Genomic DNA, 26267 nt, shown 5'->3' with positions numbered 1-26267 from the left:
TTTACTCTAATATTAAAAGCGAACTTTATACAAATATAGCCAACGGCTCTGCCTACAGAATCGGTAGAGACGAAAACGCTCAACTTATTTTAGTTAATGCTAACTTATTTCCTGATTTACTCGAATTGGCTTTAAACTTAGACGACAAAAACCACTACAAAGCCTGCTAGATTCTGGAATTAGTTTTAGAAAAATAGATCCATTTTGTTACAGATCATCTTCCAGTGTTTAGTTTTAGCCTCTCAAAATTCACAAATGAAAGCGCCTTGCGTTCTATTTCCAAAATCTGTTTGTTCTTAATTCAACACCTTATTTTATTTAACCTACAAGAAGACCAAATTACAGAAAGCCGCTTTGAATGGCTTATTAACGGAGATCGAAAAGTAGCTAAAAAAGCCTACGCAATTCGTGCTTTGTTTGAATTAGGCAAAAAAAACGATTGGATTCATCCTGAATTACAACGTATTCTTAGTGACGATTACCACAAACATTCTGCTGCTTACAAAGCCGTTGCTAGAGAAATTTTGAAGAAAATAAAATAGCATTTCCCTATTCAATCATTATAAAGTATCTTTGCTTTCAACAAATAACAATACAATGAACTATTTTTCTTCTGATTTTAAATTGGGTATTCTAGGCGGTGGACAATTGGGCAAAATGATGCTTTTTGACACCCGGAAATTTGACATACAAACGTATGTTCTTGATCCAAGTGAGGAAGCGCCTTGCAAAATAGCCTGTGATAAATTCTTTAAAGGGGACTTAATGGATTTTGAAACCGTTTACAATTTCGGAAAGAAAGTTGATGTTTTAACTTTCGAAATTGAACTCGTTAATCTTGCGGCTTTGCTAAAATTAGAAGAAGAAGGATTGAAAGTTTATCCTTCGCCAAAAACACTAAAACTGATTCAAAACAAAGGGGTTCAGAAAGATTTTTATAGAAAGTACGATATTCCAACAGCAAATTACGGACGATTCAATAATCTGAAAAGTCTAATCGTTGACATCTTGGATTCTAAAACGAAGTTCCCATTCGTATGGAAATGCACTGAATTTGGCTACGACGGGAACGGAGTCAAAGTTATTAGACAAATCTCTGATTTGGACGAACTACCCAATGTAGAATGTATCGCTGAAGAAATTATTCCTTTCAAAAATGAGTTGGCCGTTATTGTTTGTCGAAATCCTTCAGGGGAAATCAAAACCTATCCTGTAGTAGAAATGGAATTTCACCCGGAAGCTAATCAAGTAGAATATGTTATTTGTCCCGCAAGAATTGATGACGCAGTGGCCGAAAAAGCAAGAGCTATCGCCTTATACGTTTCTGAGAAATTTAATCACGTAGGCTTATTAGCTGTTGAAATGTTTCAGACTGAAGACGATGAAATTTTAATAAACGAAGTGGCGCCAAGACCTCACAACTCAGGACACTATTCTATCGAAGCTAGTTTTACTTCGCAATTTGAAAACCACCTTAGAGCCATTCTCGATTTACCTTTGGGTAATACAGACAGTAAAGTAGCCGGAATAATGGTTAACTTAGTGGGGGCTGAAGGATATTCTGGTAACGTTATTTACGAAAACATCGAAAAAATATTAGGATGGAATGGAGTTACACCCCATATTTACGGTAAAAAAATAACGCGCCCTTTCAGAAAAATGGGGCATGTTACCATTGTTAATACAGACATTAAAGAAGCACGGAGAATTGCCGAAGACGTTAAAAACACAATTAGAGTGATCAGTTTGCAGTAATCAACTTACAGCTACAGTTATGCTGTCACCACGTCGATGATGAAAAAAACTAGAATTAAAAGGTTTTAAATTAAATAAATGTTGAATATTCAATCCTGAATTTTGAATTAAGAAAATAAGAAAATGAGCAAAGTAGCCGTAATAATGGGAAGTATCTCAGATATGCCCGTAATGCAAGAAGCCATCGAAGTATTAAAAGGCTTCGGAATCGAAATAGAAGTTGATATCGTTTCAGCACACAGAACTCCTGAAAAATTATTCGATTTCAGTAAAAATGCACATACACGTGGGATTTCGGTAATTATTGCCGGTGCCGGCGGCGCAGCACATTTACCTGGTATGGTAGCCTCTATGTCTCCTCTACCCGTAATTGGGGTTCCTGTAAAATCAAGCAATTCAATCGATGGCTGGGACAGTATTTTGTCAATTCTACAAATGCCGGGAGGAGTTCCAGTAGCCACTGTAGCGTTAAACGGCGCTAAAAACGCAGGGATATTGGCAGCTCAAATCATCGGAAGTCATGACAAAAGCGTATTAGATAAAGTGATACAATATAAATTGGGACTAAAAGAATCCGTAATTATTGCTTCTGAAAGTCTTCTTAAACAATAATTTAGTAAACTAAAAAAGCTTCTCAATACGAGAAGCTTTTTTAGTTTACATGTATTTCTTTATTGGAAAAAGCTGTTTTTAAACTACGCCTCTTCTGCAACTTCTTCTAAAACACCTTCAAACTCAGAGGCGATAAAGTCTTCACTTTTTAACCAATTTTCAGAAGTGTTCAGTTTATAATTGATGTCATCTGAAGTGGTTAAATCCCACAGAATATTTTCAGCTTCAGGAAAAGCGGCATTTTGATGCATTTGATCATCAAACAATCTTTTGATGATATTTCGGTCAGATAGTCCTGTACTAAATAACTTCAAGACATTTTCTTTAGTCAATTTTTTCGTAGCTTCCTCCTTAGAAGGTGTCATTGAAAATTCTATAATAGTGGCTTTCGCATTTGGAAATTTCCCATTATACGCCTTAAAAAGCAGTTGATTGATATTAAATAAAGGGGCCTGCATCGCTATTTCAGGATATTCTTCACTGATCTTGTCAATAAGCATATCGTTTGAAATCTGCTGGATCTGCCCTTCATTCAAAGAATCAGACAACTTATAATTCAACACTATTGCAGCAGCCTCATTAGGCTCAAAATCGGTAATCGCCATAGATAGCAACTCACTTAAGTTTTCTTTTTTAGCACTAGACGCTTCTGGATAAGCAAACTTTCCCAATAATTGAACATAGTCATCGTTACTCCAATATTCTTTAATTTCCTCAACCGTATTGATGGTTTGTATTTTTACCTGATACTTCATATCGTATTTTTAATTTTTAATAATTAGCTTCCTTACTGCCTAAACCAGTTACCAATATACCCTTTTTCTCCCGCAAGAGTTGCGGCATTTCATTAAGTTTAACAATAATCAATCCCTAGAGCAATCTTTCTTTTTTTAATAAATCCCTATCTTTGCTATTGAAACTATGCTGTTTCAACGAATACTAATTAATGACTATCAAATGAAAATATTAACGACGAAATTTAACACAAAATACGATACAGCGCCTTTTTCGAAAATAAAAAACGAGGAATTCCTTCCTGCTTTTATCGAAGGAATAGCATTAGCAAAAGCAGAAATTGATTTTATTGTAGAAAACGAAGAGGCACCCACTTTCAAAAACACAATTGAAGCTTTGGACTTTAGCGGCTACACATTGGACCGTCTTTCTAGTATTTTCTTCAATTTGAATTCAGCAGAAACCAATGACGAAATACAAAAAATCGCTCAGGAGGTTTCTCCATTGTTATCTGATTTCGGCAATGATATCCGACTGAATGCAGAATTATTTGCTAAAGTGAAGGCTGTACATGAGCTAAAAGTAACTTTGAACCTCAACACAGAGCAAACCACTTTATTGGATGAAAAATACAAAAGCTTTTCTCGAAACGGTGCTAATCTAGCAGAGGATAAAAAAAACAAACTACGTGAAATTGACAAAGAATTATCAAAGGCAAGTTTGCAATTTGGCGAAAATGTATTAGCAGAAACCCAAGCTTTTGAATTGCATATTACCAATGAAGAAGACTTATCTGGACTACCCGAGGGAACTATAGAAGCCGCTCGCTCTTTGGCGAAAAGCCAAGAAAAAGAAGGTTGGATCTTCACTCTAGATTACCCTAGCTACGTTCCATTTGTAACCTACGCTGATAATAGGGAGCTACGCAAGAAGATGGCTATTGCTTTTGGCGCAAAAGGTTTCCATAACAATGAATTAGACAACCAGCAAAATGTCTTTAAAATTGCCAGATTGCGTTTTGATAGAGCCCAACTTTTAGGATACGCTACTCATGCCCACTTTGTCCTTGAGGAAAGAATGGCTGAGAGTCCTGAGAAAGTAAATACATTCTCTAAAGATTTATTAGAAAAAGCAAAACCAGCTGCCTTAAAAGAATTTGCCGATTTAACAGCTTTTGCCAAAAAACTCGATGGACTAGAGCAACTAGAAAAATGGGACGGAGCTTATTACTCCGAAAAATTGAAACAAGAACTCTTCAGTTTAGATGACGAAAAACTAAAACCTTATTTTCAATTAGAAAAAGTGTTGAATGGCGCTTTTATTATCGCAAGCAAACTATACGGCCTGACCTTTACCGAAATTTTTGATATTGACAAGTACCACGAAGAAGTGACTACTTATGAAGTAACAGATGAAAAAAATGAATTAGTTGCTATTTTTTACGCTGATTTTTTTCCCAGAAAAGGAAAACGTAATGGTGCTTGGATGACTTCATACAAATCACAATTTGTAAAAAACGGAACCAACGAAAGACCACACATCTCCAATGTATGTAATTTTACAAAACCTACAGAAACAAAACCTTCCTTATTGACTTTTAACGAGGTACTTACTTTGTTCCATGAATTTGGCCATGGCCTACACGGAATGTTAGCTAACACAACCTACCCGAGTTTATCTGGAACTTCAGTCTATTGGGATTTTGTGGAATTACCTAGTCAGGTAATGGAAAACTGGTGCTACGAACCAGAGGCTTTAGCTTTGTTTGCAACACATTATCAAACGGGCGAAATCATACCAATTGAATTAGTTCAAAAAATCAAGGAAAGTTCTAACTTTCAAGAGGGAATGGCCACTATGCGTCAGTTGAGCTTTGGCTTACTAGACATGGGATGGCATGGACAAGACCCATCAGCTATAACGGATATTAAAGCTTTTGAAACCGAACAATTTGCAGCTACTAAATTGTATCCTGAGGTAAATGAAAATGTGATGAGCACCTCTTTCTCTCATATTTTTCAAGGCGGATATTCTGCTGGATATTACAGCTACAAGTGGGCTGAAGTTCTCGATGCTGACGCTTTTGAATTCTTCCAAGAAAAAGGAATTTTCGACAAGGAGGTCGCTACTAAATTTAAAGACAATATTCTATCTAAAGGAGGAACAGAACATCCGATGTCTTTATACAAAAGCTTTAGAGGGCACGAACCAAGCCCAGAGGCACTATTAAAGAGAGCGGGACTAGTATAAATCACAATACGGATTTTGATTTCAAAACCGAGGCAGCAATGCTTCGGTTTTTTTTTATCAAAAGAAAACGACCATCAGCCACCAAAAAATAGGAATACTTTCGACCCAAAAGGAAGTATAATAGCTGGATCTTTTTTCATTGGCAAAAATAATAAAAAGCGTAAGAGCCAGAACTAAAACCAAGTTTACAATTAACTGCTCTTCTATAAAATTAGCTTTCAAAAATTCTAAAAAATAGAATGGAAGCAACAATAATAAACCAACCATCTTCGTTTTTCTCACTCCTATTTGCTGTGGAACTGTATGTAAGTGAGGATCGTCATTAGCCAAATCAAGAATTTCAAAAATTAGAATCAACACAAAAACCAATATAAAACGTTGAACACATTTGAGATAGAAATCAAGTCCTAACGAAATATGTGCATTAACGACAGGTAATACCAATGTTACCCCTACCCAACACAAAGCCACGATATAAATCTTGACCCCAGCCCAGTTACGCGCGTTTCTTCTATTAGGAAAAAAAGGCAGTGTATATAGAAGCGTCAATCCCAGAACACCCACGGAAACAATTTGGGTGATTAGCTGCAGTTGAAAAAAATAATATCCCACTCCTATTAATGAGAAAAGACTCAAGACGGCAATGATTTTTAACTCGTTTCGCATTTGTTTTTTTTGGGCTCTTGCCAAAGCATCGTACTTCACAAAATTATAACCTACTATTGTACCAAAAAAAGCAAAATTAGCCATGGCTTGATCAGCAGAAATGTGGAACACGAAATGTGTCATTCGCAATAGTGCATATACAGCCAAAGCCACGTGAATACTGCTCTTGATATAAAAATCAAATATTTTTTTAAAACCCATCATTAAACAAAATTAATCAATTACGAACAAATACAGCATTTAGTTGAAAATTTGATAAAAAATCAGTCTAAAAACCGAATTAGATTGTTTATAATACTTATTTTTGCACAACTAAAAAACACAACATTACTACACTTACATGAAAACAGACTCATTTGCTTTAAGACACTTAGGACCAAGAGATCACGATTTGCCTAAAATGTTAGAAACTATAGGTGTTGAATCTTTAGACCAACTAATTAACGAGACTATTCCAGCTGACATTCGGTTAAAAAACCCTTTGGAATTGGAGCATATTATGACTGAATACGAATTTGCAAATCACATCAGATTATTAGGTCGGACTAACAAGGTTTACAAATCGTATATCGGCTTGGGTTATCACCCAACAGTTGTTCCGGCGGCAATTCAAAGAAATATTTTTGAAAACCCGAGTTGGTACACAGCTTACACCCCGTACCAAGCAGAAATTGCACAGGGAAGATTAGAAGCCATTTTGAATTTCCAAACTATGGTTATTGAGTTAACCGGAATGGAAATTGCCAATGCATCCTTACTCGACGAAAGTACTGCCGCTGCGGAAGCAATGGCTTTATTGTTTGATGTTCGTTCCAGAGATCAAAAGAAAAGCAATGTAAATAAGTTCTTCGTTTCTGAAGAAATACTACCACAGACTTTATCCGTTTTACAAACTCGTTCTGCACCTATCGGAGTAGAGTTAGTTATTGGAAACCACCAAGAGTTTGATTTTTCAAAAGAATTTTTCGGAGCCATACTTCAATATCCAGGAAAACACGGTCAAGTTTATGACTATGCCGAATTTATTAAAAAAGCAGCTGATAATGAAATAAAAGTGGCTGTGGCTGCAGATATTTTATCACTAGTGAAATTAACTCCTCCCGGTGAAATAGGGGCTGCAGTAGTTGTGGGAACAACACAGCGTTTTGGAATCCCAATGGGTTACGGTGGGCCACACGCCGCTTATTTTGCTACAAAGGAAGAGTACAAGCGTTCCATGCCAGGAAGAATCATTGGTGTATCACAAGATGCTAATGGAAATCGTGCGTTGCGTATGGCGTTACAAACACGTGAACAACATATCAAACGTGAGAAAGCGACATCTAACATTTGTACTGCACAGGTTTTATTATCTGTGATGGCAGGAATGTTTGCTGTGTATCACGGACCAAAAGGATTGAAATATATTGCCGATAAAGTACACGGAATGGCTTCTACTCTAGCAGATGCTTTAAATAAATTAGGCGTTTATCAAACCAACACTGCCTTTTTCGATACTATTGTTGTAAAAACAGATGCTAAAAAGATTAGAGCAATTGCAGAAAAGAATGAAATTAATTTCTTTTATATCGATGATGCAACGATTTCTATCTCGTTAAACGAAACGACTTTACTTACAGACATTGACGGGGTAATTGCTGTTTTTGCAGAAGCCTTAGAGAAAGAAGCTTTTGTAGTAAATGAATATACAGCAGAAAATAACTATCCAACTCACTTATCCAGAACATCTGATTTTTTATTGCATGACGTGTTCAATAACCATCATTCTGAAACCAGCTTGATGCGTTACATCAAAAGATTAGAACGTAAAGATTTATCATTGACACACTCGATGATTGCCTTGGGTTCTTGTACAATGAAATTGAACGCAGCAGCAGAAATGTTGCCTTTAAGTATGCCTTACTGGAATTCTATTCACCCATTCGCTCCATTAGATCAGGTGAAAGGCTACACGACGATGCTTAAAAAGTTAGAACATCAATTAAATGTGATCACAGGTTTTGCAGGCACAACGCTACAACCAAACTCTGGTGCACAAGGAGAATATGCTGGTTTAATGACCATTAGAGCGTATCACCTATCGAGAGGCGATGATCAAAGAAAAATATGTTTGATTCCTGCTTCCGCTCACGGAACAAATCCAGCTTCGGCTGCGATGGCCGGAATGAAAATTATCGTTACTAAAACGATGGAAAACGGTAATATAGATGTAGAAGATGTAAGAGAAAAAGCGATACAGTATAAAGACCAACTGTCTTGTTTAATGATAACTTACCCCTCTACACATGGTGTTTTTGAAAGTGCCATTAGAGAAATTACTCAAATCATCCACGACAATGGAGGTTTAGTGTACATGGACGGTGCGAATATGAATGCACAAGTGGGATTAACTAATCCTGCAACTATTGGCGCTGATGTATGTCACTTGAACTTACACAAAACTTTCGCTATTCCTCATGGCGGTGGTGGTCCGGGTGTTGGGCCAATTTGTGTAAACGAGAAATTAGTCCCGTTTTTACCAAGTAATCCATTAGTACAAGTAGGAGGTGAAAAAGCAATTACCGCTATTTCTGGCGCTCCTTATGGCTCTGCCTTAGTTTGTTTAATTTCTTATGGATACATTTGTATGCTAGGTTCTGAAGGAATTACAGATGCAACTAAATACGCTATTCTAAATGCAAATTATATGAAAGCACGTTTAGAAGAACATTATCCTATTTTGTATACTGGCGAAACAGGAAGAGCAGCTCACGAAATGATTTTAGATTGTAGAAGTTTCAAAGAAAAAGGGATTGAAGTAGTAGATATTGCGAAACGCTTAATGGATTATGGTTTTCATGCTCCAACGGTTTCGTTTCCAGTTGCAGGAACTTTAATGATTGAACCAACTGAATCTGAAGACGTTGCTGAATTAGATCGTTTTTGTGATGCTATGATTTCAATTCGCAAAGAGATTGAAGCATCGTTAACTGACGAACCAAATAACATATTAAAAAACGCTCCCCATACCTTAGCTATGTTAACTGCTGATACTTGGGTATTACCTTATTCAAGAGAAAAAGCGGCTTACCCATTAGACTATGTTGCAGCTAATAAATTCTGGCCAAGTGTTCGTCGAGTAGACGAGACGTACGGAGATAGAAATTTAATTTGCAGCTGTGCTCCTATTGAAGCTTATATGTAGTATTTACTACTACAAATTACTATAAAATGCCTCGACACTATCGAGGCATTTTTTTTGCTTTATTTTCTGGCTCTAAACAATTAAAAAACTGTTTAAATCAAAAAAGACAGGATTCCATCACTAAGAACCAAAACTAAAAAACTAAAGTGTTTTCGAATAATTGTTCAAAAATCATCAGTAAATTGGCCAAATAATTAATATTTGATAATTATATGCATGCATAGTAAATAACATAGCTATAATCAAATTTTTATTATTAAATTAGCATAAATTTTTTGGAAAACATACCGATGAAAATAAAAATAACTGGAATAGGAAGTTACATTCCTGAGAAAAAAGTAAGTAATATAGACTTTAGCAATCACGTTTTTTTAAATGAAGATGGTACAACTTTTGGTTACCCGAATGATGTGGTCATCAAAAAATTTAAAAGCATAACCGGAATTGAGCATAGGCGCTATGCTGATGACAATTTAAACTCTTCGGACTTAGCGTTTTTGGCATCCAAAAAAGCTATAGAAAATGCAGCTATTGACCCCGAAACTATTGATTATATTATTTTTGCGCACAATTTTGGGGACGTAAACCATGGTACTACGCAATCAGATACACTTCCAAGCTTGGCTACCCGTGTCAAACATAAATTACAAATAAAGAATCCAAAGTGTGTTGCCTATGATATCCTTTTTGGATGCCCAGGATGGATCGAAGGCGTGCTTCAAGCAAATGCTTACATCAAATCAGGGATGGCCAAACGTTGTTTGGTTATTGGTTCTGAAACCTTATCAAGAGTGGTAGATGACCATGATAGAGATTCAATGATCTATTCAGATGGTGCCGGCGCTTCCATTATAGAAGCTTCCGATGACGATGAAACTGGATTACTTTCCTATGAAAGTGGCACTTATGCCATGGATGAAGCTAACTATTTATTTTTTGGAAAATCATACAACCCAGAATTAGACCCCGATACTCGCTATATCAAAATGCATGGTCGTAAAATTTATGAATTTGCATTAACTACGGTTCCTGCCGCGATGAAAAGCTGTTTAGACAAAAGTGGTATTGCCATAGATGATGTCAAAAAAATTCTTATCCATCAAGCTAACGAGAAAATGGATGAAGCAATCATCCAACGATTCTATAAATTGTATGACAGACCAGTTCCTCAAGACATTATGCCCATGAGCATTCATGAATTAGGAAATAGCAGCGTCGCCACAGTACCTACCCTCTTTGATTTATTAATTAGAGATCAAATAAAAGACCAAAAAATCAACAAAGGGGATGTTCTACTATTTGCTTCTGTTGGAGGAGGAATGAATGTCAATGCATTTGTTTACAGATATTAAGTTTTATAGAATCTAATCTAGCTTTACAATACAAGACCATACTTTTGAAGTATGGTTTTTTCGATTCTATCTACACCACGAATCTGTGAAATAAGAGCCATATGTTTGTATCTTTGAACTTTTATAAACCATAATGAACGAAAGATTGCTTCGTTCCTCGCAATGACTATGTACGAAAAAACGTTTCCCAATAAAAGATTCAAACATACTTTAGAATTTTTAAATAAACACATCTCACCTTCTGAAACCATTTTAGACTTAGGTGTCGAAAACCCCTTTTCAAAAATAATGAAAGAAGAAGGTTTTTCGGTTACAAACACATCGGGCGAAGATTTAGATAACAATCAATCCGTATTTTCATCAGAAAAACAAGATGTTGTTACCGCTTTTGAAATCTTCGAACATTTATTGAATCCCTACACCATTTTAAGCGAAATAAAATCAGATAAACTTTTCATTTCTATTCCGATGTGCTTGTGGTTCTCCCCTGCCTATCGAAGTAAAACGGACATGTGGGACAGGCATTATCATGAATTTGAAGATTGGCAATTAGACTGGCTGTTGGAAAAAACAGGTTGGAAAATCATTGATCGCCAAAAATGGACTAATCCCGTTAAGAAAATTGGCATCCGTCCTTTATTGCGTTACTTTACTAATAGATATTATATTGTTTATGCGGAAAGAGCCTAAACGCAAATTCCAAAATAAATACCTAATTCAAACTTACTCCAATTTAGAATTTCAAAAATTGGAATTTTATTCAAAAAAACATGAATTACTATATAGTTATACCGGCACATAATGAAGAAGCATTTATTTCTTTAACCTTACAATCTTTGATTTCTCAAACCCATTTACCTTCAAAAGTAGTTGTAGTTAATGATAATTCAACTGATAAAACTGCAGAAATTGTTCTGGCTTTCGCCAAAGACAATCCGTTTATCTCATTAGTAGAAAAAACATCAAGTGCCGTTCATTTACCTGGAAGCAAAGTCATTCAGGCTTTTCAAAAAGGATTTGAAACCTTGGACGACAATTACGACATCATTGTAAAACTAGATGCCGACCTTATTTTACCGGACAATTATTTTGAAACGATTGTTCAACATTTCGAAGAAAACCCAACGACAGGAATGGCCGGTGGATTTGCTTACATAGAGAAAAACGGAGATTGGATTTTGGAGAACTTGACAGACAAAGACCATATTCGTGGCGCTTTTAAAGCGTATCGCAAAGCCTGTTTTAAACAAATTGGCGGATTAAAAGCCGCAATGGGATGGGATACTGTGGACGAATTACTATCTAAATTCTATGGATGGAAAGTAGTTACCGATGCTTCTCTAATAGTAAAACATCTAAAACCAACTGGAGCCAATTACAACAAAACAGCACGTTACAAACAAGGTGAAGCATTTTACACTTTAGGCTACGGATTTATAATTGCGGCAATAGCTTCGGCTAAATTGTCTTTTCTGAAAAAGAAACCATTGTTGTTTTTTGACTATATACAAGGCTTTCTGAAGGCTAAAACAGCCAAAACCCCTTTATTAGTAACCCAAGCGCAAGCCAAATTCATAAGAGAGTATCGCATTGAGAAAATGAAAGAAAAACTTTTTAACTAATTTGAATTTTCGTTATTTTTAAAAAACTACAAACTCCAACCTGTAAACCGGCTACTAATCCTTAATTTAGCCCATATTTGTAAACATATGATGCTCATTAGATACATAACGCAAATAGGCAGATACTGTCTGATGCTTAGAGAAATTTTTATCAAACAAACCAAATGGTCTGTTATGAAAAAATTAATCTTTAAAGAAATTGACGACTTAATTATCGATTCCCTAGGGATCGTAGCCTTCATTTCTTTCTTTGTTGGAGGCGTGGTAGCGATTCAAACAGCACTAAACCTTACCAATCCCTTAATCCCCAAGTACCTTATTGGTTTTGCCACACGACAATCAGTAATACTGGAGTTTGCTCCTACATTTATCTCTGTGATTATGGCAGGAAAAATGGGTTCCTTCATCACTTCGAGTATCGGTACCATGCGTGTTACAGAGCAAATCGACGCACTGGAAGTTATGGGTGTTAACGCATTGAATTACTTGGTTTTTCCAAAAATTATCGCCTTGCTGCTATATCCGTTTGTAATTGGTATTAGTATGTTTTTAGGGATCTTAGGAGGCTGGATGGCAGGTGTCTATGGAGGATTTACTTCTAGTGCTGAATTTATCAATGGTGCCCAAATGGATTTCATTCCCTTTCATATTTTTTATGCTTTTTTAAAGACCTTAATTTTCGCAATGTTACTAGCAACCATACCCTCTTTTCATGGTTACTACATGAAAGGTGGAGCACTGGAAGTAGGAAAAGCAAGTACAGTTGCCTTTGTTTGGACGTCGGTCTCCATAATACTATTCAATTATATATTAACACAATTGTTACTGGGATCATGATAGAAATAAAAGACATACAAAAATCATTTGGAGACAGCATGATTCTCAAAGGCATCTCAACTGTTTTTGAAACTGGTAAAACGAATCTAATTATTGGACAAAGTGGATCAGGTAAAACAGTCTTACTAAAAAGTCTTTTAGGAATACATACCCCCGAATCCGGTAAAATTTGTTTTGACGGGAGGGTCTATTCAGAAATTGAACCTGATAAAAAAAGAGAACTAAGAACTGAAATCGGTATGGTTTTTCAAGGAAGCGCTTTATTTGATTCTATGACAGTAGCCGAAAATGTAGCTTTTCCATTAAGAATGTTTACGACCGACAACAAAGCTAAAATAAAAGAACGCGTTGACTTTGTACTAGAAAGAGTTGCATTAACAGACGCACATGACAAACTACCTTCTCAAATTTCTGGAGGAATGCAAAAACGTGTTGCAATTGCTCGTGCGATTGTTAACAAGCCAAAATACTTGTTTTGCGACGAACCAAATTCTGGGTTAGACCCAAATACCGCTATATTAATCGATAATTTAATCAAAGAAATCACCGAAGAATACGATATCACTACCGTAATTAACACCCACGATATGAACTCCGTAATGGAAATTGGGGAACGCATCTTGTTTCTTAAAGACGGATTAAAAGCTTGGGAAGGAACGAAAGAAGAAATTTTCAAGACAGACAATCAAGCAGTTGTAGACTTCGTTTATTCTTCTAATTTATTCAAGAAAGTAAGAGAAGCGTATTTGAAAGAGTAAATTTACGAGCAGAAATAGCTGTTTTCACAATTACTATTCCTCTCGCTATCCGCTTCAATCTTTTATCCTGAAATAAATTCAGGATAAAAGGATTTTCACTGCTACCGGGCTATAAACGACTTTTCATTTTCGTAATAAAACAAAAAAAGCACATCCTCTTTATGACTGTGCTTTTTTTGATTTGTAACTAATTTGGCAGCAGTTCCACCTCAGCATTTGGATTAAAAAGATACATTTTTCCGGAGCTCACTTCGAGACATTCAAAACGTTTGACCCGCACAGCTATTTTCTTGAAAATTTTTCCGTTTTCAATTCTGAAAACACTGCCGTATGGAATCTCAAACATATAATTTTTATCATTTTGTGCATCAAACTGCTTTAGTGCAAGCGATAAAGTCGTATCCGTATCACTGCTAGCAGTTGGGTTTTTGAAATGACGCGCCAATAAAGGCAACAATTGACTTGGGAAAATTTCTGGGCGTATGAAAGGAATCATTAACCGTTGAAAAGAATATTTCCACTCATTACCATGAGGCTTGATTTTTCTTCCAAATTTCTCAAAAGCAACCAAATGAGAAATCTCATGAATCAAGGTAATCAAAAACTTATATTTATTGAGATTTGAATTAACCGTTATTTCATGTTTTCCGTTGAGTCCTTTTCGATAATCTCCATGACGCGTTTGCCTCTCATTGACAATCTTAAGATGGACTTGATTGACAACGATGAGTTCAAAAACTGGTTTCACAGCGTGTTCCGGGATATATCTTGCTAAGGTTTCGCTCAATTCGCTCTTTGGTTTTTGGAATCTGGAATTTGGAATTTGGAATTTGATTTTTAAATTAAGGGTTCGTAGACGACACTTGCAATACTTTGCCATTAAAATATTTATTCCCAGTCAACGTAAAGTCAAAGATGTAATCTGCCATTTCGTTCGCTTTAATTGGCGCTTGGTACCCTGGAAAAGCCTCTTCTAACATTTCTGTCTGAACTGCTCCCAAAGCCAACACATTAAATGCAATGCCCCTTTCTTTATATTCTTCGGCCAACAACTCTGACAACGTGATTACAGCTCCTTTACTCGAGCTATAAGCTGCAAGTCCAGCAAATTTCAAACTGCCTTGAATGCCTCCCATCGAACTTATGGTAACCACATGACTTCCTTTTTGCAAATAAGGCAAACAGATACGAGTCAAATTAGCGACAGCAAACACATTCACTTTATAGACATTTTCATAATCTTCTTGAGTGGTTTCGGCAAAAGGTTTTGACAAAAAACTTCCTGCATTATGTATAATCGCATCTACCATTTTCCATGAAGTGGACAGCAGCTTTTCAACTTTTACTAAATCTGATTCGCTAGACAAATCAACTGAAAGACAGCTGATATTTTTATGTTCTATAAGAATCCTTGGTGTTTTTCTAGAAATAGCTAACACTTGATGTCCCGCATTAGCGAATTTCAAAGCTAGTTCATATCCTATCCCCCTACTTGTTCCTGTTATAATAATGTTTTTCATATAGCAAAAATAAACAAAAGCTTTAAAATATTGAACATTTAGCCCCAATCATTCTTTGAAATAGAAAACTTGAAGTTTTATCGATTTTGTTTAAATTTGAACGCAACCAACCTAGTCAAAAATAAGATGATTGAAAACATCAAATTAGAAGTCGCCCAATTAATCGATATCGATGGAATATTGGCACTACAAGAGTTATACCTTATTTCTAATTTATCAGATAAAGAAAAAGAAGCTGGATTTGTGACCACTCCATTCACTACGCCACAACTAGTTGAAATTATGGCACACGAAGGATTGTTTATAGCTAAAGACAACAGTAAAATCATCGCGTACATCTTTGCCGGAAGTTGGAGTTTCTTTAGTCAATGGCCTATTTTTAATCACATAACGGCACAATTTCACGAACTTAAATTCTTAGATTTCGACATCACGACAACACACACTTTTCAATATGGACCTATTTGCATCGATAAAGAATATCGCGGTAAAGGACTAATTAATTTCTTTTTTGAATTTATGAGAATCCATATGGTAAAAAAATATCCTTTGAGTTTGACTTTTATCAACAAGATCAACATCCCCTCTACTAAAGCGCATACTGAAAAATTAAAATGGACCATTATTGCTGATTTTCAATTTAACAATAACAATTATTATATTTTAGCTTATGGTATGAATCAGCCTGTGCCTCGAGCAGCTAATTCATGTAAATTTCCTGAGTAGGAGAATTTGACATTTTAGTCACGGCAGGTAACATTTCCTGAATGAAATGAGTCATGTGACCAATATCCATCGCTTTAAACTCATCGGACACATGATGGTAATAGTCAAAATTCTCAAAGTCGAAAGTACTCACAGACTGGCACGGAACCTTAAAAACATCATAAAACGAATAGTTATCTGATCTGTAAAACAACTTATACTCTTCGGCTTTAGGCAAAAAACCAACGCTATTTTTGTCGGTGTATTCATTAATTTTTTCGGCCATATTGGATTTTTCAAAACCAGTTATATACGCCAAATAATCTCGTTTCATTGGCACCCCTATCATCTCAATATTGAATTGTGCATAGAGATTAAAATTTTGCTGTTTTAGCTTTTTCGCTAAATGCTTTGATCCCAATAATCCTTTTTCTTCCCCTACAAAGAAGACAAAAAGAACACTTCTTTTATTTGATTTGGAAACACTGAAGTATTTTGCCATTTCGGCTACTGCAGTGGATCCTGAAGCATCATCATTAGCGCCATTATTTATGAAATCTCCATTAACACCCTCTTTTGCCAAACCGATATGATCATAATGACCGCTAATCAGTAAAAACTCTTTTTTAAGCACAGGATCAGTTCCTTCTATATAACCCACAACATTATAAGCTGTTCCCTTAAAATCAGATAACGTATCGCGATAAGAAGAAAAATAGGACTTTACATTATTTTTTATAAAAAATTGCTCTAAGTAATCTGCGGCTTTCTCCATTCCTTTTGTACCACTCTCTCTTCCTTCTAATTCATCAGAAGAAAGATATTTCAAAGTTGCGGCGACTTCGTTTTCTTTGACTTTATATAGAATTTCAGCGGGCTTATTTACTGTTACGGCAATTGGTTTTGAAACCAGACTAGCATTGGGTTTACATCCTAGTAGAATAAAAGGAAGCAGCATCACTATTTTTTTCATATTTTAAGTATATGGTTATCTAATATATTTCTTAAAAACTTTATATCCCTAAAGACAAGCCAAAACTATGAAAAATAATGGAATTATTACAGCGAATAGGTATTTTGAAAAATGCTCCCCGTTGTGGGAGATCGTATTAAAAAAAAAAAAACAAATCCCATCATTCCTGCAAAAGTCCCGGCTAATGTTCCGGCAACGTAATAAAATTTAACTGTGTTTTTGCTTGCAATGTCGTTCCCATTGATCAAATACAAATTGCATCCCGTCTCGTCCAAAATAGAAGTTGGAGAAAATTAATACTGCTCAACATCAGCCCAATTAAGAAAGGTGGGGGAAATTATATACTTTTCCAAATAACTAGAATCCGTTTCCGTTTGATTCACATAGGAATAAAAGGTATACGCCAAAAACATCAATTATCCGCATTAATTTGATGTTACTAACTAGTTTTTTTGCAAAAATAAGGGTAAAATAAATCACAAAATCTTCAAGAAAAGCAACCCCAAATAAATATAACATCAAGTCTTCAATGCCAAATTCCGTATTAATTTGAAATCCAATAATATTCAAATACCCTCACGGAATCGAGCCTATAAAGCCCACCAGAAAACCGACCAAAATATTCTTTATTGCCTTCATCTAATTAGAAGTTAACAATTTTATTGGTTTGCTCGAGATGCAATCGGTATTCTTTCATACCTGCTTTATGTTCTAAATAGGGTACTCCACTTTTATTATTAGCTACACTGATCTTATACATATAGGTAATATGTCGCGCTAATTCCTTCCAGGCATAAAGCAAGGAATGCTTGGGGTCATAAATATGTGTAGGTTCGCTTGCTGCACCATTTAGCTCTACAATGGAGAAGTTTTTTCCGTTTTCTAATTCTGCAAAAGAATTGTACATCACATCCATTCTCCCAAAAAAGAAACCCGGAATTTGCAAACACATTTCATTGACACTATCTTCCAGCTTTGGAGTGACCCAGTGGCTTCCATCAATAAATTTCGCTCCTCTAGCATGATTGCCATAAGGTACAAGGTTTAGTTTTTCTCCTTTCGGTAAGACCTCTAAAAGCGTATTACCATACTCCTGCTTCAATACTTTTAACTGCAACTCGTAACGTGGATTTACTTTTATCAATTCCTCCACCGTAGCAACTCCGTTTCCCGTAACAATTAGAAATTCCTTAGAAACGATACCCGTTATCTTTCCTTTTTTTTCATGTGGATAACGAATATAAAATATACCTACTTCATTTTGAAAGGGGATTAAATCTTGCACAACAAAGTCAAAATTTGCCCTTACCACATATTGTTCTAAATCTTGTACCGTATTAATTTTTTTTACTCCGGAGCCTCGCAAACCAATGTCCGGTTTTGCAATGCAAGGATACTGAATAGAAGCCTCTTCTATTGTTGTCTTAATCTCTTCTAATGACGTCCCTTCTTTTATAAGCTCCGTTATCGGATAATATTGTTGCGGAATCAAATTATAAATTTCTTTTTTAGAAGCCATGATAAAGCCCCCGTTTTTCATCGACGGATTCGATGCATTAAAGAAAAAAATGGATTTTGCTTTCACAGAATAAAAAGCCCAAAGAAAATAAATAGGAATGTAGACCAGCTGAAAAGGCCAATATTCCCAGTGCGTCATCTTATGAAGTAGTAATTTCACTAAAGTATATTAAATGGTGATAAATGAGGTGCTGGAATCTTCTTGAGCAATCAAGTCATGATGGAATATAGTCACTTTATTTCTTTCGATTACAGCCTGGGTAATACTGAAGGTTTTCAACTCTTCGTTTCTATTAATTACTAAGCCATTTTCTTGATTTTCTTCTTCAGCATACCGATGAAAATCATACATTTCGACTTCTGACACCATCGTGTTTCTTCCTAAAAATGCTTCAAATAAACTGGAACGTTCTTCTCTGATTTCCATGGGGTACAATGAGGAAGAAGACCAAATATGCTTTTTTTCTATGTCTAATTTTATTGCTTCTTTTTTAGCTCCATTCCACCGAAGCTGAAAAAGCTCCTGCTCTTGAAATAACACTATGGTAAAAGGCTCGATCTTATCCAAATCAATTGTATTCCAAAAATCCCTCGGAGACACATTACCGATAATATCCAAAACAATCAATCCGCGGCTCTTCCTATAACTCAATTCCATGGTGTGCTTTTCATGAGCTCCATTCAGCAGAACGAGTATCGTGCCCTTTTCATCAACTACATACCAAGTCCCCCCCGCTTTTGGGTCTTTTGGGTAAATAACATTCTTGCCATTTACAATATAGTTTTGGGGAGCTATCGCACTGGGTCTGGTCACCATTTCGTCCCGATTTGACGTAATAATAATTTTAGTATCGGTTTTTACAAAGCTTACTGTGCACATTGCTTTCTATATTCAATTGTGGAACGTGCAACACCAAAATTTTCATCTACAAAAATAGTATCACTTTCTAAAACGGCCACTTTTATTAGTGCCTGATGATGAATACAATGCTCAAGGTTATGAAGTAATTCCCTAAAGTAATTGCTGTCAATTCTAATCTCTTCTTCATCAATAATTTGTTCCAACTCAATTTTTTTGTTTTCCTTTTCCAACAAACGCTGAATATTTAAAATTTGAGTAATTGCAAAATTAGCATCCGTTTGAATTAGTTTATTTCTTGGCCTTTTATAATAGTTAACAATTCCCGATTCATAATTATTTTCGAGGCATTGAAACATTTCTACAATGTGCCGGGTGTGTTCCCCAATGGTAGAATTACTTAACGAGGGATACCGTTTAGAATACTCTGCATTTGACATCTGCGTGAGTAAATCAATCAGTTCTTTTAAACTATTATTTATGGCAGTAATAAGCATCTTATCATTTTAATTTTAACAAATTTGGTGTTTTATTCTTATCTTGATCTAGTAAAACAGAACAACAAAGAAAGGTAATTATCGCCAACACAAAAAGTATCCCTCCGTGGTTTTGCGCTTCAATTCCCAAAACAAAAAGGTGCTACGGAATAGCCCCAATCATTACTCCAAGACCAAGTAATACCTATAATAGAGTAGTTCTTGGAATTAAAATAGATGCAATCAACGCAACGATACCGGAACCAATACGCTCATAAGGCTCCATTTCTAATGTCTTACAGATATAGCTACTTTCTTCTGCTCCCGAAAATTTAAAATAAAATAGCGGCAATAAAATAGCGGCAACAACGATACGCAATAACCAGCTAAATAATGATGATTCATGATGTTAGATCATTGAATTATCTTTTCCCAATTTGAATTGGCCTTAGCTTTTAAATACACTTGATTTAAATTCCATCTTTTCAAAGTGTTTCTAAAATAGGAATTAAAAAACAGGTACAATTTATCTTCAACGATCTTGAAAATATTGGGGTAAATCTCTACTTTATCTCCTGAATCTCCCATTAAAAAAACACACCAACACCCATATTGAGTCTCATTTACCGATGAGTTTCTTAGAAATATTTCTTTATTTACTTCCGAAGAAAAAAGATATACAACACCTTCATAAAAGGATTATAATTCCTTTTTCCCTTTCACTGCTTTCCCTTGCTTCAAGTACGCGACCAACTACTATCCTTGTATAGCGCCTTTTCCTTTTAAATTAAATTGCGCTACTCTTTTGCTTTCACTCTGTGAAAAACCAACAAGCGTGAATACTATACAAATGACGAATAAAAACCTTTTCATCACTCTCTATTTTAAAGACTTCGCAATTGCAACTAATAAATCATCGGAAATCATGCATAACATACTAAAAATATACTTCTCCACATAAATTTACAATAAAATCATCAGAAAAGTGCTATTCAGTCCATCTGATTCTTTTACCACTATAATCTTACTATTTTAAATCAACTAATATGTAGGTCTGATTAATTTTAAAATTTTCCGATATTCGTGATACTAATTTCTGTTCTACCGTAAAGCAACATCAATTTTATTTCCATTTCGTTGAGCAATTTTATTATCGTTTGTCTTAAAGTACAAATGATTTTAGACCTCGTAAACACCAATATTTAAAATATTTGGTACATAAAAGATTTCTTTACAGTAACGGTATTACTACTTTATAATTAAAAAACCATTAAGAAATTAAGTATCATTAAGTCATACTATGCCCTAATTTCTTAATCCCTTAATGGTTTAATCTATTTTTTATTCTAACTACTAGGAAACTAAAGTTCTCGAAATTACAATTCGTTGTATTTCTGAAGTTCCCTCGTATATTTGGGTAATTTTAGCATCACGCATCATACGCTCTACATGATATTCTGCTACGTACCCATTACCACCATGAATTTGAACTGCTTCGATTGTTGTATCCATAGCCGTTTGAGAAGCAAATAATTTAGCCATCGCACCAGATTGGGAAATATCCATCCCCTGATCTTTTTCAGAAGCTGCTTTGAGACATAGCATTTTGGCTGCCATAATTTGAGTGGCCATATCCGCTAATTTAAATGCGATAGCCTGGTGTTTGAAAATTTCTTTTCCGAAAGCTTTACGCTCTTGCGAATATTTTAATGCTAATTCATAAGATCCAGTTGCTATCCCTAATGCCTGAGAAGCAATACCAATTCTACCACCGTTCAATACGGCCATAGCAAAATTGAATCCAAAACCATCAGCTCCAATTCTATTTTCCTTTGGTACTTTCACATCACTAAACATTAAAGAATGAGTATCTGATCCACGAATCCCCATTTTCTTTTCTTTTATTCCAATATCAAAGCCAGCCCATCCTTTTTCAACTATGAAAGCATTAATTCCTTTATGTCCTTTTTCGATATCCGTTTGTGCAATTACGATATAAGTCGAAGCTGAAGAACCGTTAGTAATCCAGTTTTTAGTACCGTTTAATAAATAATGATCTCCTTTATCAATCGCAGTTGTTTTTTGCGAGGTGGCATCAGACCCCGCCTCTGGTTCTGACAAGCAAAAAGCACCAATAACTTCTCCTTTAGCTAGGGGTACTAAATATTTCATTTTTTGCTCTTCATTAGCATACTTTTCTAATCCTGCACAAACTAAAGAATTGTTTACTGACATAATTACGGCAGTAGAAGCATCAATTTTTGAAATCTCTGTAATTGCTAAAACATATGAAACACTGTCTAATCCAGAACCTCCGTATTTCGGATCAACCATCATTCCCATAAAACCAAGCTCAGCCATTTTTTTGACTTGCTCTGTTGGGAATTTAGAAAACTCATCTCTTTCAATTACCCCAGGCAACAATTCACTTTGAGCAAAATCTCTAGCGGCTTGTTGAATCATTAACTGCTCTTCTGTTAGATTAAAATCCATAACTGTATTTCTTTTTATTAATTTATATAATTCTAAGACCAAAATAAAATATTCAAAACATCGAATTTAAAATTAAAAATCGGCACCGTTTTAATATTCCATTAAGGATTAGAATTGATGATTATTGTATATTGTGTAATTCACTCTGCTTTTTGTTTAAAACAAGTAGTCAAAGATACTTTTTTCTTGTGAAATTATCAATTTTGATTTGTAATTTTGGATAATGAAAGAAGAACACTATAACGTTATCGGAGTGATGTCAGGAACTTCTCTTGATGGAGTTGATTTAGCACATATTCAATTTCGTGTTAAAGACATGAAATGGACCTTCAACATTACTGAAAGTGAGACCATTCCGTACAACTCAAACTGGGTAAACACACTAAAAGCAGCGGTAGATTTCTCTAAACCCAATCTGAAAAAATTAAATCACGAATACACCTCTCTGCTTGCTTCCATTATTTCTGATTTCATAGCCAGCCATAAAATCAAAAATCTTGACGCCGTTTGCTCCCATGGTCATACCATTCTGCATCAACCTCAAAAAGGTATTACCCTTCAAATTGGGAATTTACCTGAAATTTCAGATCTAGTGCAGCAAACAGTAATATGCGATTTTAGAGTGCAAGATGTACAATTAGGCGGACAAGGCGCCCCTTTAGTTCCTATTGGAGACCGCCTCTTATTCCATGAATATGAATACTGTATGAATTTAGGTGGTTTTTCGAATGTATCATTTGAAGAAAAAGGCAGCAGAATTGCCTTTGATATTTCACCAGTAAATACGGTTTTGAATTATTATGCAAATCAGTTGGGATTCGATTATGATGATAAAGGAAAAATGTCTGCAACCGGTCTAATCAACGACTCTTTGTTGAGCGAGTTGAATAACCTGGCTTTTTACCAACAAACATATCCTAAATCTCTCGGTTTTGAATTTGTAAAAGAAACTATTATACCCTCTATAGAGCGCTTCGAAATAGACATTACTGACAAAATGAGAACCTTTACTGAACATATTGCTGTGCAAATTGCAATCGCCTTACCCCATAAAAAAGGAACCCTTTTTGTCACCGGCGGCGGAGCTTACAACGATTTTCTTATTGAACGCATACAGTTTCATCTACCTTCGATAAAAATCATAATTCCTGACAATGAAATTCTGGAATTTAAAGAAGCCGTGATTTTCGCTTTACTGGGTATACTAAGATTACGTGGACAAACTAATGTATTGTCTAGTGTAACAGGAGCCAAAACAGATCATAGCAGCGGAAATATCTATACACCAAAATAATAGTCTGAATACACAATTCGCATTATACAATTTTTTATATTTGTCAAAATTAAATATATCGCAATAAATGAAAGATTTATTAAAGAAATTCGAAAATAAAGAACCTGTTATAGTTTTTAATTGGAAAGATGCCGAAACAGAAGCCGAAGGGTGGACTGTTATCAACTCTCTTCGTGGTGGTGCTGCCGGTGGTGGAACAAGAATGAGAAAAGGATTAGACATCAATGAAGTTTTGTCATTGGCAAAAACAATGGAAGTAAAATTCACGGTTTCCGGCCCGGCTATTGGCGGTGCAAAATCCGGAATTAATTTCGACCCAAATGATCCTAGAAAAAAAGGCGTTTTACAACGATGGTACAAAGCGGTATCTCCATTATTGAAAAGTTATTATGGAACGGGCGGTGATTTAAACGTGGATGAAATCCATGAAGTGATACCCATGACAGAAGAATGTGGTGTATGGCATCCGCAAGAAGGAGTCTTTAATGGTCATTTCAAACCGACTGAAGCAGACAAAATCAACAGAATTGGTCAATTGCGTCAAGGTGTGGTTAAAGTAATCGAAAACCCAAAGTTCTCTCCGGATGTTTCCAGAAAATATACCATTGCAGATATGATTACCGGTTACGGTGTTGCTGAAGCAGTACGTCATTATTACGATACTTATGGCGGTGACGTGAAAGGCAAGAAAGCCATCGTGCAAGGTTTTGGAAATGTAGGTTCAGCAGCCGCTTTCTACTTGGCTGAAATGGGTGCAAAAGTTGTTGGTATAATTGACAGAGACGGAGGTTTAATAAATGAAAATGGTTTCACTTTCGAAGAAATAAGAGCATTATTCCTTGCCAAGGACGGAAACAAATTAGTTGCCGAAAACATGATTCCTTTTGAAGAAATCAATCAAAAAATATGGACAATAGGTGCCGAAATTTTCACCCCTTGTGCAGCATCAAGATTAGTTGCTCAATCCCAAATTGACAGCTTAATTGCTAATGGACTTGAAGTAATTTCTTGTGGTGCCAATGTTCCTTTTGCTGACAAAGAAATCTTTTTTGGTCCAATAATGGAAGATGTAGATCACAAAGTGAGCTTGATTCCAGACTTTATATCGAATTGTGGCATGGCTCGTGTATTTGCTTATTTCATGGAGAAAAAAGTGCAGATGACAGATAAGGCAATTTTCCATGATACCTCAGAAATAATTAAAAAAGCAATCGAAAAAGCACACGCTTTAAACAGCGATAAAACTAACATTAGTGCTACTGCTTTTGAAATCGCTTTGAAACAGTTAGTGTAATCACGCTATAAATTAACTCCCTTTCATTTCTACCCAGCTTGAAAGCATACTATTTAGTCAGTTCGATGGAGCCGCCCGGAAAGCGAATTCGTCGAACTGATTTTTTTTACCTTATACCAAACACTTCTTTTTTATTGTCGCATTTCTCTCCTCCTTATTTAATATTTGTTTAGGATATTAATCTAAAAAAGTAACAATTTTTATAATATATTAGCGTTTCATAATAAAGAAAAATTTGTATGAGTATATTGCTACAAACAGACACCCTATCTGTTGCACAAGAAAGTTTAGCCGAAGCGGTTCCTGTTGAAAAGACCCTATCCATTTTAGAGCTACTAACAAGCGGAGGATTAGCAGGCAACATCATCATGACCTCGCTATTTCTAATGTTTTTTGTCGCACTTTATTTATACTTTGAGCGCTTAATGGCAATTAATGCTGCATCAACAATCGACGTTAACTTCATGGGACAAATCAGAGAGAATATTAGAAATGGTCGCATTGATAATGCAAAAATAGCGTGTGCCCATTCAAAATCTCCTGTTGCCAGATTAATAGAGAAAGGTATTTCCAGAATTGGCAAGCCTCTTGAGGACATCAATACGGCAATTGAAAATGCAGGAAAATTGGAGATATACAAACTTGAAAAAAATGTAAGCATGCTAGCTACCATTTCAGGAGCAGGTCCTATGACTGGTTTCTTAGGAACCGTGGTGGGGATGATTCAAGCTTTTCATAAGATGGCGAGTGCTGGCGGGCAAATAGAAGTTGGCGCTCTATCGGAAGGCATTTACACCGCAATGACGACAACAGTGGTTGGTTTAGTGGTTGGAATTATCGCCTACGTTGGATACAATCATTTAGTTGTAAAGACCGATAAAATTGTTCACCAGATGGAAGCCAATGCAGTTGACTTTTTAGACTTATTAAACGACCCCGCATAATTATGAATTTAAGAGGAAGAAATAAAGTTAGCGCAGAATTCAATATGTCATCTATGACAGATATTGTTTTCCTATTACTGATATTCTTTATGCTAACATCAACCATGGTAACTACAAATGCTTTAGACTTGGTGCTGCCAAAAGCAAAAGGAAAAACAGACAGTAATAAAAATATAGCGGTTAGTATTAATAAAGAACTACAATTTTTTATTGATAAAGAACCTGTTTCAGAAACCGAATTGGAGACAAAATTATTAGCCCTTTTTTCGAATGATAAGACAAAAGCAATTATTTTAAGAGCTGAAGAAGGGGTGCCAATTGAAAAAGCGGTCAATGTTTTAGATATTGCAAACCGCAACCAAATCAAAGTAGTTTTAGCGGTAAGGCCAAAATAACACTACCTGTCCTTGAAAAAAAGAT

The 26267-nt window shown here is 35.5% G+C and carries 25 protein-coding genes; 15 read left to right on the top strand and 10 right to left on the bottom strand.

Annotation, left to right across the window (positions count from 1 at the left end; translation table 11 throughout):
- Positions 1–290 precede the first annotated feature (290 nt).
- From CXF59_RS15295 to purE, 3 genes are all read left to right on the top strand, one after another.
- Positions 291–542, top strand: a complete 252-nt coding sequence (locus CXF59_RS15295) for a hypothetical protein (RefSeq protein WP_232758724.1) — start codon at positions 291–293, stop codon at positions 540–542.
- A 55-nt stretch (positions 543–597) separates the two neighbouring features.
- A complete protein-coding gene (locus CXF59_RS06595; protein ID WP_101137053.1) occupies positions 598–1755 on the top strand; it encodes a 5-(carboxyamino)imidazole ribonucleotide synthase in 1158 nt (385 codons plus the stop codon).
- A 123-nt stretch (positions 1756–1878) separates the two neighbouring features.
- Entirely contained in the window at positions 1879–2367 is a 489-nt protein-coding gene (gene purE / locus CXF59_RS06590) for a 5-(carboxyamino)imidazole ribonucleotide mutase (protein ID WP_101137052.1), read from the top strand.
- An 83-nt stretch (positions 2368–2450) separates the two neighbouring features.
- On the opposite strand, the gene CXF59_RS06585 is transcribed toward purE, so the two are convergent.
- Positions 2451–3122, bottom strand: coding sequence for a hypothetical protein (locus CXF59_RS06585; RefSeq protein WP_101137051.1), 672 nt, complete (start codon positions 3120–3122; stop codon positions 2451–2453).
- 202 nt (positions 3123–3324) lie between these two features.
- Between CXF59_RS06585 and CXF59_RS06580 the strand changes: the two genes are divergently transcribed.
- Positions 3325–5352 (top strand): M3 family metallopeptidase, encoded by a 2028-nt coding sequence (locus tag CXF59_RS06580; RefSeq protein ID WP_101137239.1) that lies wholly within the window; start codon positions 3325–3327, stop codon positions 5350–5352.
- A 57-nt stretch (positions 5353–5409) separates the two neighbouring features.
- On the opposite strand, the gene CXF59_RS06575 is transcribed toward CXF59_RS06580, so the two are convergent.
- Positions 5410–6222 (bottom strand): hypothetical protein, encoded by an 813-nt coding sequence (locus CXF59_RS06575; protein ID WP_101137050.1) that lies wholly within the window; start codon positions 6220–6222, stop codon positions 5410–5412.
- 136 nt (positions 6223–6358) lie between these two features.
- On the opposite strand from CXF59_RS06575, the gene gcvP reads away from it, so the two are divergent.
- The 6 genes from gcvP (at position 6359) to CXF59_RS06545 (ending at position 13771) form a co-directional block, all read left to right on the top strand.
- Positions 6359–9202 (top strand): aminomethyl-transferring glycine dehydrogenase, encoded by a 2844-nt coding sequence (gene gcvP / locus CXF59_RS06570; protein WP_101137049.1) that lies wholly within the window; start codon positions 6359–6361, stop codon positions 9200–9202.
- A 290-nt stretch (positions 9203–9492) separates the two neighbouring features.
- Positions 9493–10554 carry a 3-oxoacyl-ACP synthase III family protein gene (locus CXF59_RS06565; RefSeq protein ID WP_101137048.1) on the top strand — a complete coding sequence of 354 codons (1062 nt, stop codon included), beginning with the start codon at positions 9493–9495 and terminating at the stop codon, positions 10552–10554.
- Positions 10555–10722: 168 nt separating this feature from the next.
- Positions 10723–11244 carry a methyltransferase gene (locus CXF59_RS06560; RefSeq protein WP_101137047.1) on the top strand — a complete coding sequence of 174 codons (522 nt, stop codon included), beginning with the start codon at positions 10723–10725 and terminating at the stop codon, positions 11242–11244.
- Between the two features lie 80 nt (positions 11245–11324).
- Positions 11325–12176 carry a glycosyltransferase family 2 protein gene (locus CXF59_RS06555; protein WP_101137046.1) on the top strand — a complete coding sequence of 284 codons (852 nt, stop codon included), beginning with the start codon at positions 11325–11327 and terminating at the stop codon, positions 12174–12176.
- Between the two features lie 87 nt (positions 12177–12263).
- A complete protein-coding gene (locus CXF59_RS06550; protein ID WP_101137045.1) occupies positions 12264–13013 on the top strand; it encodes an ABC transporter permease in 750 nt (249 codons plus the stop codon).
- Complete coding sequence (locus tag CXF59_RS06545; protein ID WP_101137044.1) at positions 13010–13771, top strand: ABC transporter ATP-binding protein; 762 nt, start codon at positions 13010–13012, stop codon at positions 13769–13771. Before CXF59_RS06550 ends, CXF59_RS06545 begins: the two co-directional genes overlap by 4 nt.
- Positions 13772–13958: 187 nt before the next feature.
- On the opposite strand, the gene CXF59_RS06540 is transcribed toward CXF59_RS06545, so the two are convergent.
- Together CXF59_RS06540 and CXF59_RS06535 are read right to left on the bottom strand one after the other, a co-directional pair.
- On the bottom strand, positions 13959–14558 hold the full coding sequence (locus CXF59_RS06540; RefSeq protein WP_101137238.1) for a SprT-like domain-containing protein: 600 nt from the start codon (positions 14556–14558) through the stop codon (positions 13959–13961).
- A 55-nt stretch (positions 14559–14613) separates the two neighbouring features.
- Positions 14614–15291 carry an SDR family oxidoreductase gene (locus tag CXF59_RS06535; RefSeq protein ID WP_101137043.1) on the bottom strand — a complete coding sequence of 226 codons (678 nt, stop codon included), beginning with the start codon at positions 15289–15291 and terminating at the stop codon, positions 14614–14616.
- 126 nt (positions 15292–15417) lie between these two features.
- Here CXF59_RS06535 and CXF59_RS06530 point away from each other — a divergent pair, with 126 nt between their 5' ends.
- Positions 15418–16017, top strand: coding sequence for a GNAT family acetyltransferase (locus CXF59_RS06530; RefSeq protein WP_101137042.1), 600 nt, complete (start codon positions 15418–15420; stop codon positions 16015–16017).
- On the opposite strand, the gene CXF59_RS06525 is transcribed toward CXF59_RS06530, so the two are convergent.
- The 6 genes from CXF59_RS06525 to CXF59_RS06490 form a co-directional block, all read right to left on the bottom strand.
- On the bottom strand, positions 15992–16969 hold the full coding sequence (locus CXF59_RS06525) for a M28 family peptidase (RefSeq protein ID WP_101137041.1): 978 nt from the start codon (positions 16967–16969) through the stop codon (positions 15992–15994). The genes CXF59_RS06530 and CXF59_RS06525 overlap by 26 nt on opposite strands.
- A 643-nt stretch (positions 16970–17612) precedes the next feature.
- Positions 17613–18647, bottom strand: a complete 1035-nt coding sequence (locus CXF59_RS06515; protein WP_232758722.1) for an ATP-grasp domain-containing protein — start codon at positions 18645–18647, stop codon at positions 17613–17615.
- A 9-nt stretch (positions 18648–18656) separates the two neighbouring features.
- Entirely contained in the window at positions 18657–19367 is a 711-nt protein-coding gene (locus CXF59_RS06510) for an NRDE family protein (protein ID WP_101137039.1), read from the bottom strand.
- Positions 19355–19843, bottom strand: coding sequence for a hypothetical protein (locus CXF59_RS06505; protein ID WP_101137038.1), 489 nt, complete (start codon positions 19841–19843; stop codon positions 19355–19357). Before CXF59_RS06505 ends, CXF59_RS06510 begins: the two co-directional genes overlap by 13 nt.
- A 184-nt stretch (positions 19844–20027) precedes the next feature.
- Positions 20028–20201 (bottom strand): hypothetical protein, encoded by a 174-nt coding sequence (locus CXF59_RS15290; protein ID WP_232758720.1) that lies wholly within the window; start codon positions 20199–20201, stop codon positions 20028–20030.
- Between the two features lie 974 nt (positions 20202–21175).
- The gene (locus CXF59_RS06490; protein ID WP_101137237.1) at positions 21176–22315 is read right to left on the bottom strand and encodes an acyl-CoA dehydrogenase family protein; all 1140 of its coding nucleotides are present in this window, start codon (positions 22313–22315) and stop codon (positions 21176–21178) included.
- Between the two features lie 223 nt (positions 22316–22538).
- Here CXF59_RS06490 and CXF59_RS06485 point away from each other — a divergent pair, with 223 nt between their 5' ends.
- The 4 genes from CXF59_RS06485 (at position 22539) to CXF59_RS06470 (ending at position 26242) form a co-directional block, all read left to right on the top strand.
- Positions 22539–23609 (top strand): anhydro-N-acetylmuramic acid kinase, encoded by a 1071-nt coding sequence (locus CXF59_RS06485; RefSeq protein ID WP_101137037.1) that lies wholly within the window; start codon positions 22539–22541, stop codon positions 23607–23609.
- Positions 23610–23676: 67 nt separating this feature from the next.
- On the top strand, positions 23677–24903 hold the full coding sequence (locus CXF59_RS06480; RefSeq protein WP_101137036.1) for a Glu/Leu/Phe/Val dehydrogenase dimerization domain-containing protein: 1227 nt from the start codon (positions 23677–23679) through the stop codon (positions 24901–24903).
- Positions 24904–25142: 239 nt separating this feature from the next.
- Positions 25143–25847, top strand: coding sequence for a MotA/TolQ/ExbB proton channel family protein (locus CXF59_RS06475; RefSeq protein ID WP_101137035.1), 705 nt, complete (start codon positions 25143–25145; stop codon positions 25845–25847).
- Positions 25848–25849: 2 nt separating this feature from the next.
- The gene (locus CXF59_RS06470) at positions 25850–26242 is read left to right on the top strand and encodes a biopolymer transporter ExbD (RefSeq protein ID WP_101137034.1); all 393 of its coding nucleotides are present in this window, start codon (positions 25850–25852) and stop codon (positions 26240–26242) included.
- The last annotated feature ends 25 nt before the right edge of the window (positions 26243–26267 follow it).

The organism is Flavobacterium sp. ALD4, assembly GCF_002836475.1.
Lineage (GTDB): Bacteria > Bacteroidota > Bacteroidia > Flavobacteriales > Flavobacteriaceae > Flavobacterium.
The sequence above is the reverse complement of the archived record's forward strand: the minus strand, read 5'-3'. Positions and strand labels throughout refer to the sequence as shown.

What these genes read in the sequence shown, in the direction of transcription:
- CXF59_RS06595 (WP_101137053.1), top strand. Translation starts at nt 598, where the DNA reads ATGAACTATTTTTCTTCTGATTTTAAATTGGGTATTCTAGGCGGTGGA.
- purE (WP_101137052.1), top strand. Translation starts at nt 1,879, where the DNA reads ATGAGCAAAGTAGCCGTAATAATGGGAAGTATCTCAGATATGCCCGTA.
- CXF59_RS06585 (WP_101137051.1), bottom strand. Translation starts at nt 3,122, where the DNA reads ATGAAGTATCAGGTAAAAATACAAACCATCAATACGGTTGAGGAAATT.
- CXF59_RS06580 (WP_101137239.1), top strand. Translation starts at nt 3,325, where the DNA reads ATGAAAATATTAACGACGAAATTTAACACAAAATACGATACAGCGCCT.
- CXF59_RS06575 (WP_101137050.1), bottom strand. Translation starts at nt 6,222, where the DNA reads ATGATGGGTTTTAAAAAAATATTTGATTTTTATATCAAGAGCAGTATT.
- gcvP (WP_101137049.1), top strand. Translation starts at nt 6,359, where the DNA reads ATGAAAACAGACTCATTTGCTTTAAGACACTTAGGACCAAGAGATCAC.
- CXF59_RS06565 (WP_101137048.1), top strand. Translation starts at nt 9,493, where the DNA reads ATGAAAATAAAAATAACTGGAATAGGAAGTTACATTCCTGAGAAAAAA.
- CXF59_RS06560 (WP_101137047.1), top strand. Translation starts at nt 10,723, where the DNA reads ATGTACGAAAAAACGTTTCCCAATAAAAGATTCAAACATACTTTAGAA.
- CXF59_RS06555 (WP_101137046.1), top strand. Translation starts at nt 11,325, where the DNA reads ATGAATTACTATATAGTTATACCGGCACATAATGAAGAAGCATTTATT.
- CXF59_RS06550 (WP_101137045.1), top strand. Translation starts at nt 12,264, where the DNA reads ATGATGCTCATTAGATACATAACGCAAATAGGCAGATACTGTCTGATG.
- CXF59_RS06545 (WP_101137044.1), top strand. Translation starts at nt 13,010, where the DNA reads ATGATAGAAATAAAAGACATACAAAAATCATTTGGAGACAGCATGATT.
- CXF59_RS06535 (WP_101137043.1), bottom strand. Translation starts at nt 15,291, where the DNA reads ATGAAAAACATTATTATAACAGGAACAAGTAGGGGGATAGGATATGAA.
- CXF59_RS06530 (WP_101137042.1), top strand. Translation starts at nt 15,418, where the DNA reads ATGATTGAAAACATCAAATTAGAAGTCGCCCAATTAATCGATATCGAT.
- CXF59_RS06525 (WP_101137041.1), bottom strand. Translation starts at nt 16,969, where the DNA reads ATGAAAAAAATAGTGATGCTGCTTCCTTTTATTCTACTAGGATGTAAA.
- CXF59_RS06510 (WP_101137039.1), bottom strand. Translation starts at nt 19,367, where the DNA reads ATGTGCACAGTAAGCTTTGTAAAAACCGATACTAAAATTATTATTACG.
- CXF59_RS06505 (WP_101137038.1), bottom strand. Translation starts at nt 19,843, where the DNA reads ATGCTTATTACTGCCATAAATAATAGTTTAAAAGAACTGATTGATTTA.
- CXF59_RS06490 (WP_101137237.1), bottom strand. Translation starts at nt 22,315, where the DNA reads ATGGATTTTAATCTAACAGAAGAGCAGTTAATGATTCAACAAGCCGCT.
- CXF59_RS06485 (WP_101137037.1), top strand. Translation starts at nt 22,539, where the DNA reads ATGAAAGAAGAACACTATAACGTTATCGGAGTGATGTCAGGAACTTCT.
- CXF59_RS06480 (WP_101137036.1), top strand. Translation starts at nt 23,677, where the DNA reads ATGAAAGATTTATTAAAGAAATTCGAAAATAAAGAACCTGTTATAGTT.
- CXF59_RS06475 (WP_101137035.1), top strand. Translation starts at nt 25,143, where the DNA reads ATGAGTATATTGCTACAAACAGACACCCTATCTGTTGCACAAGAAAGT.
- CXF59_RS06470 (WP_101137034.1), top strand. Translation starts at nt 25,850, where the DNA reads ATGAATTTAAGAGGAAGAAATAAAGTTAGCGCAGAATTCAATATGTCA.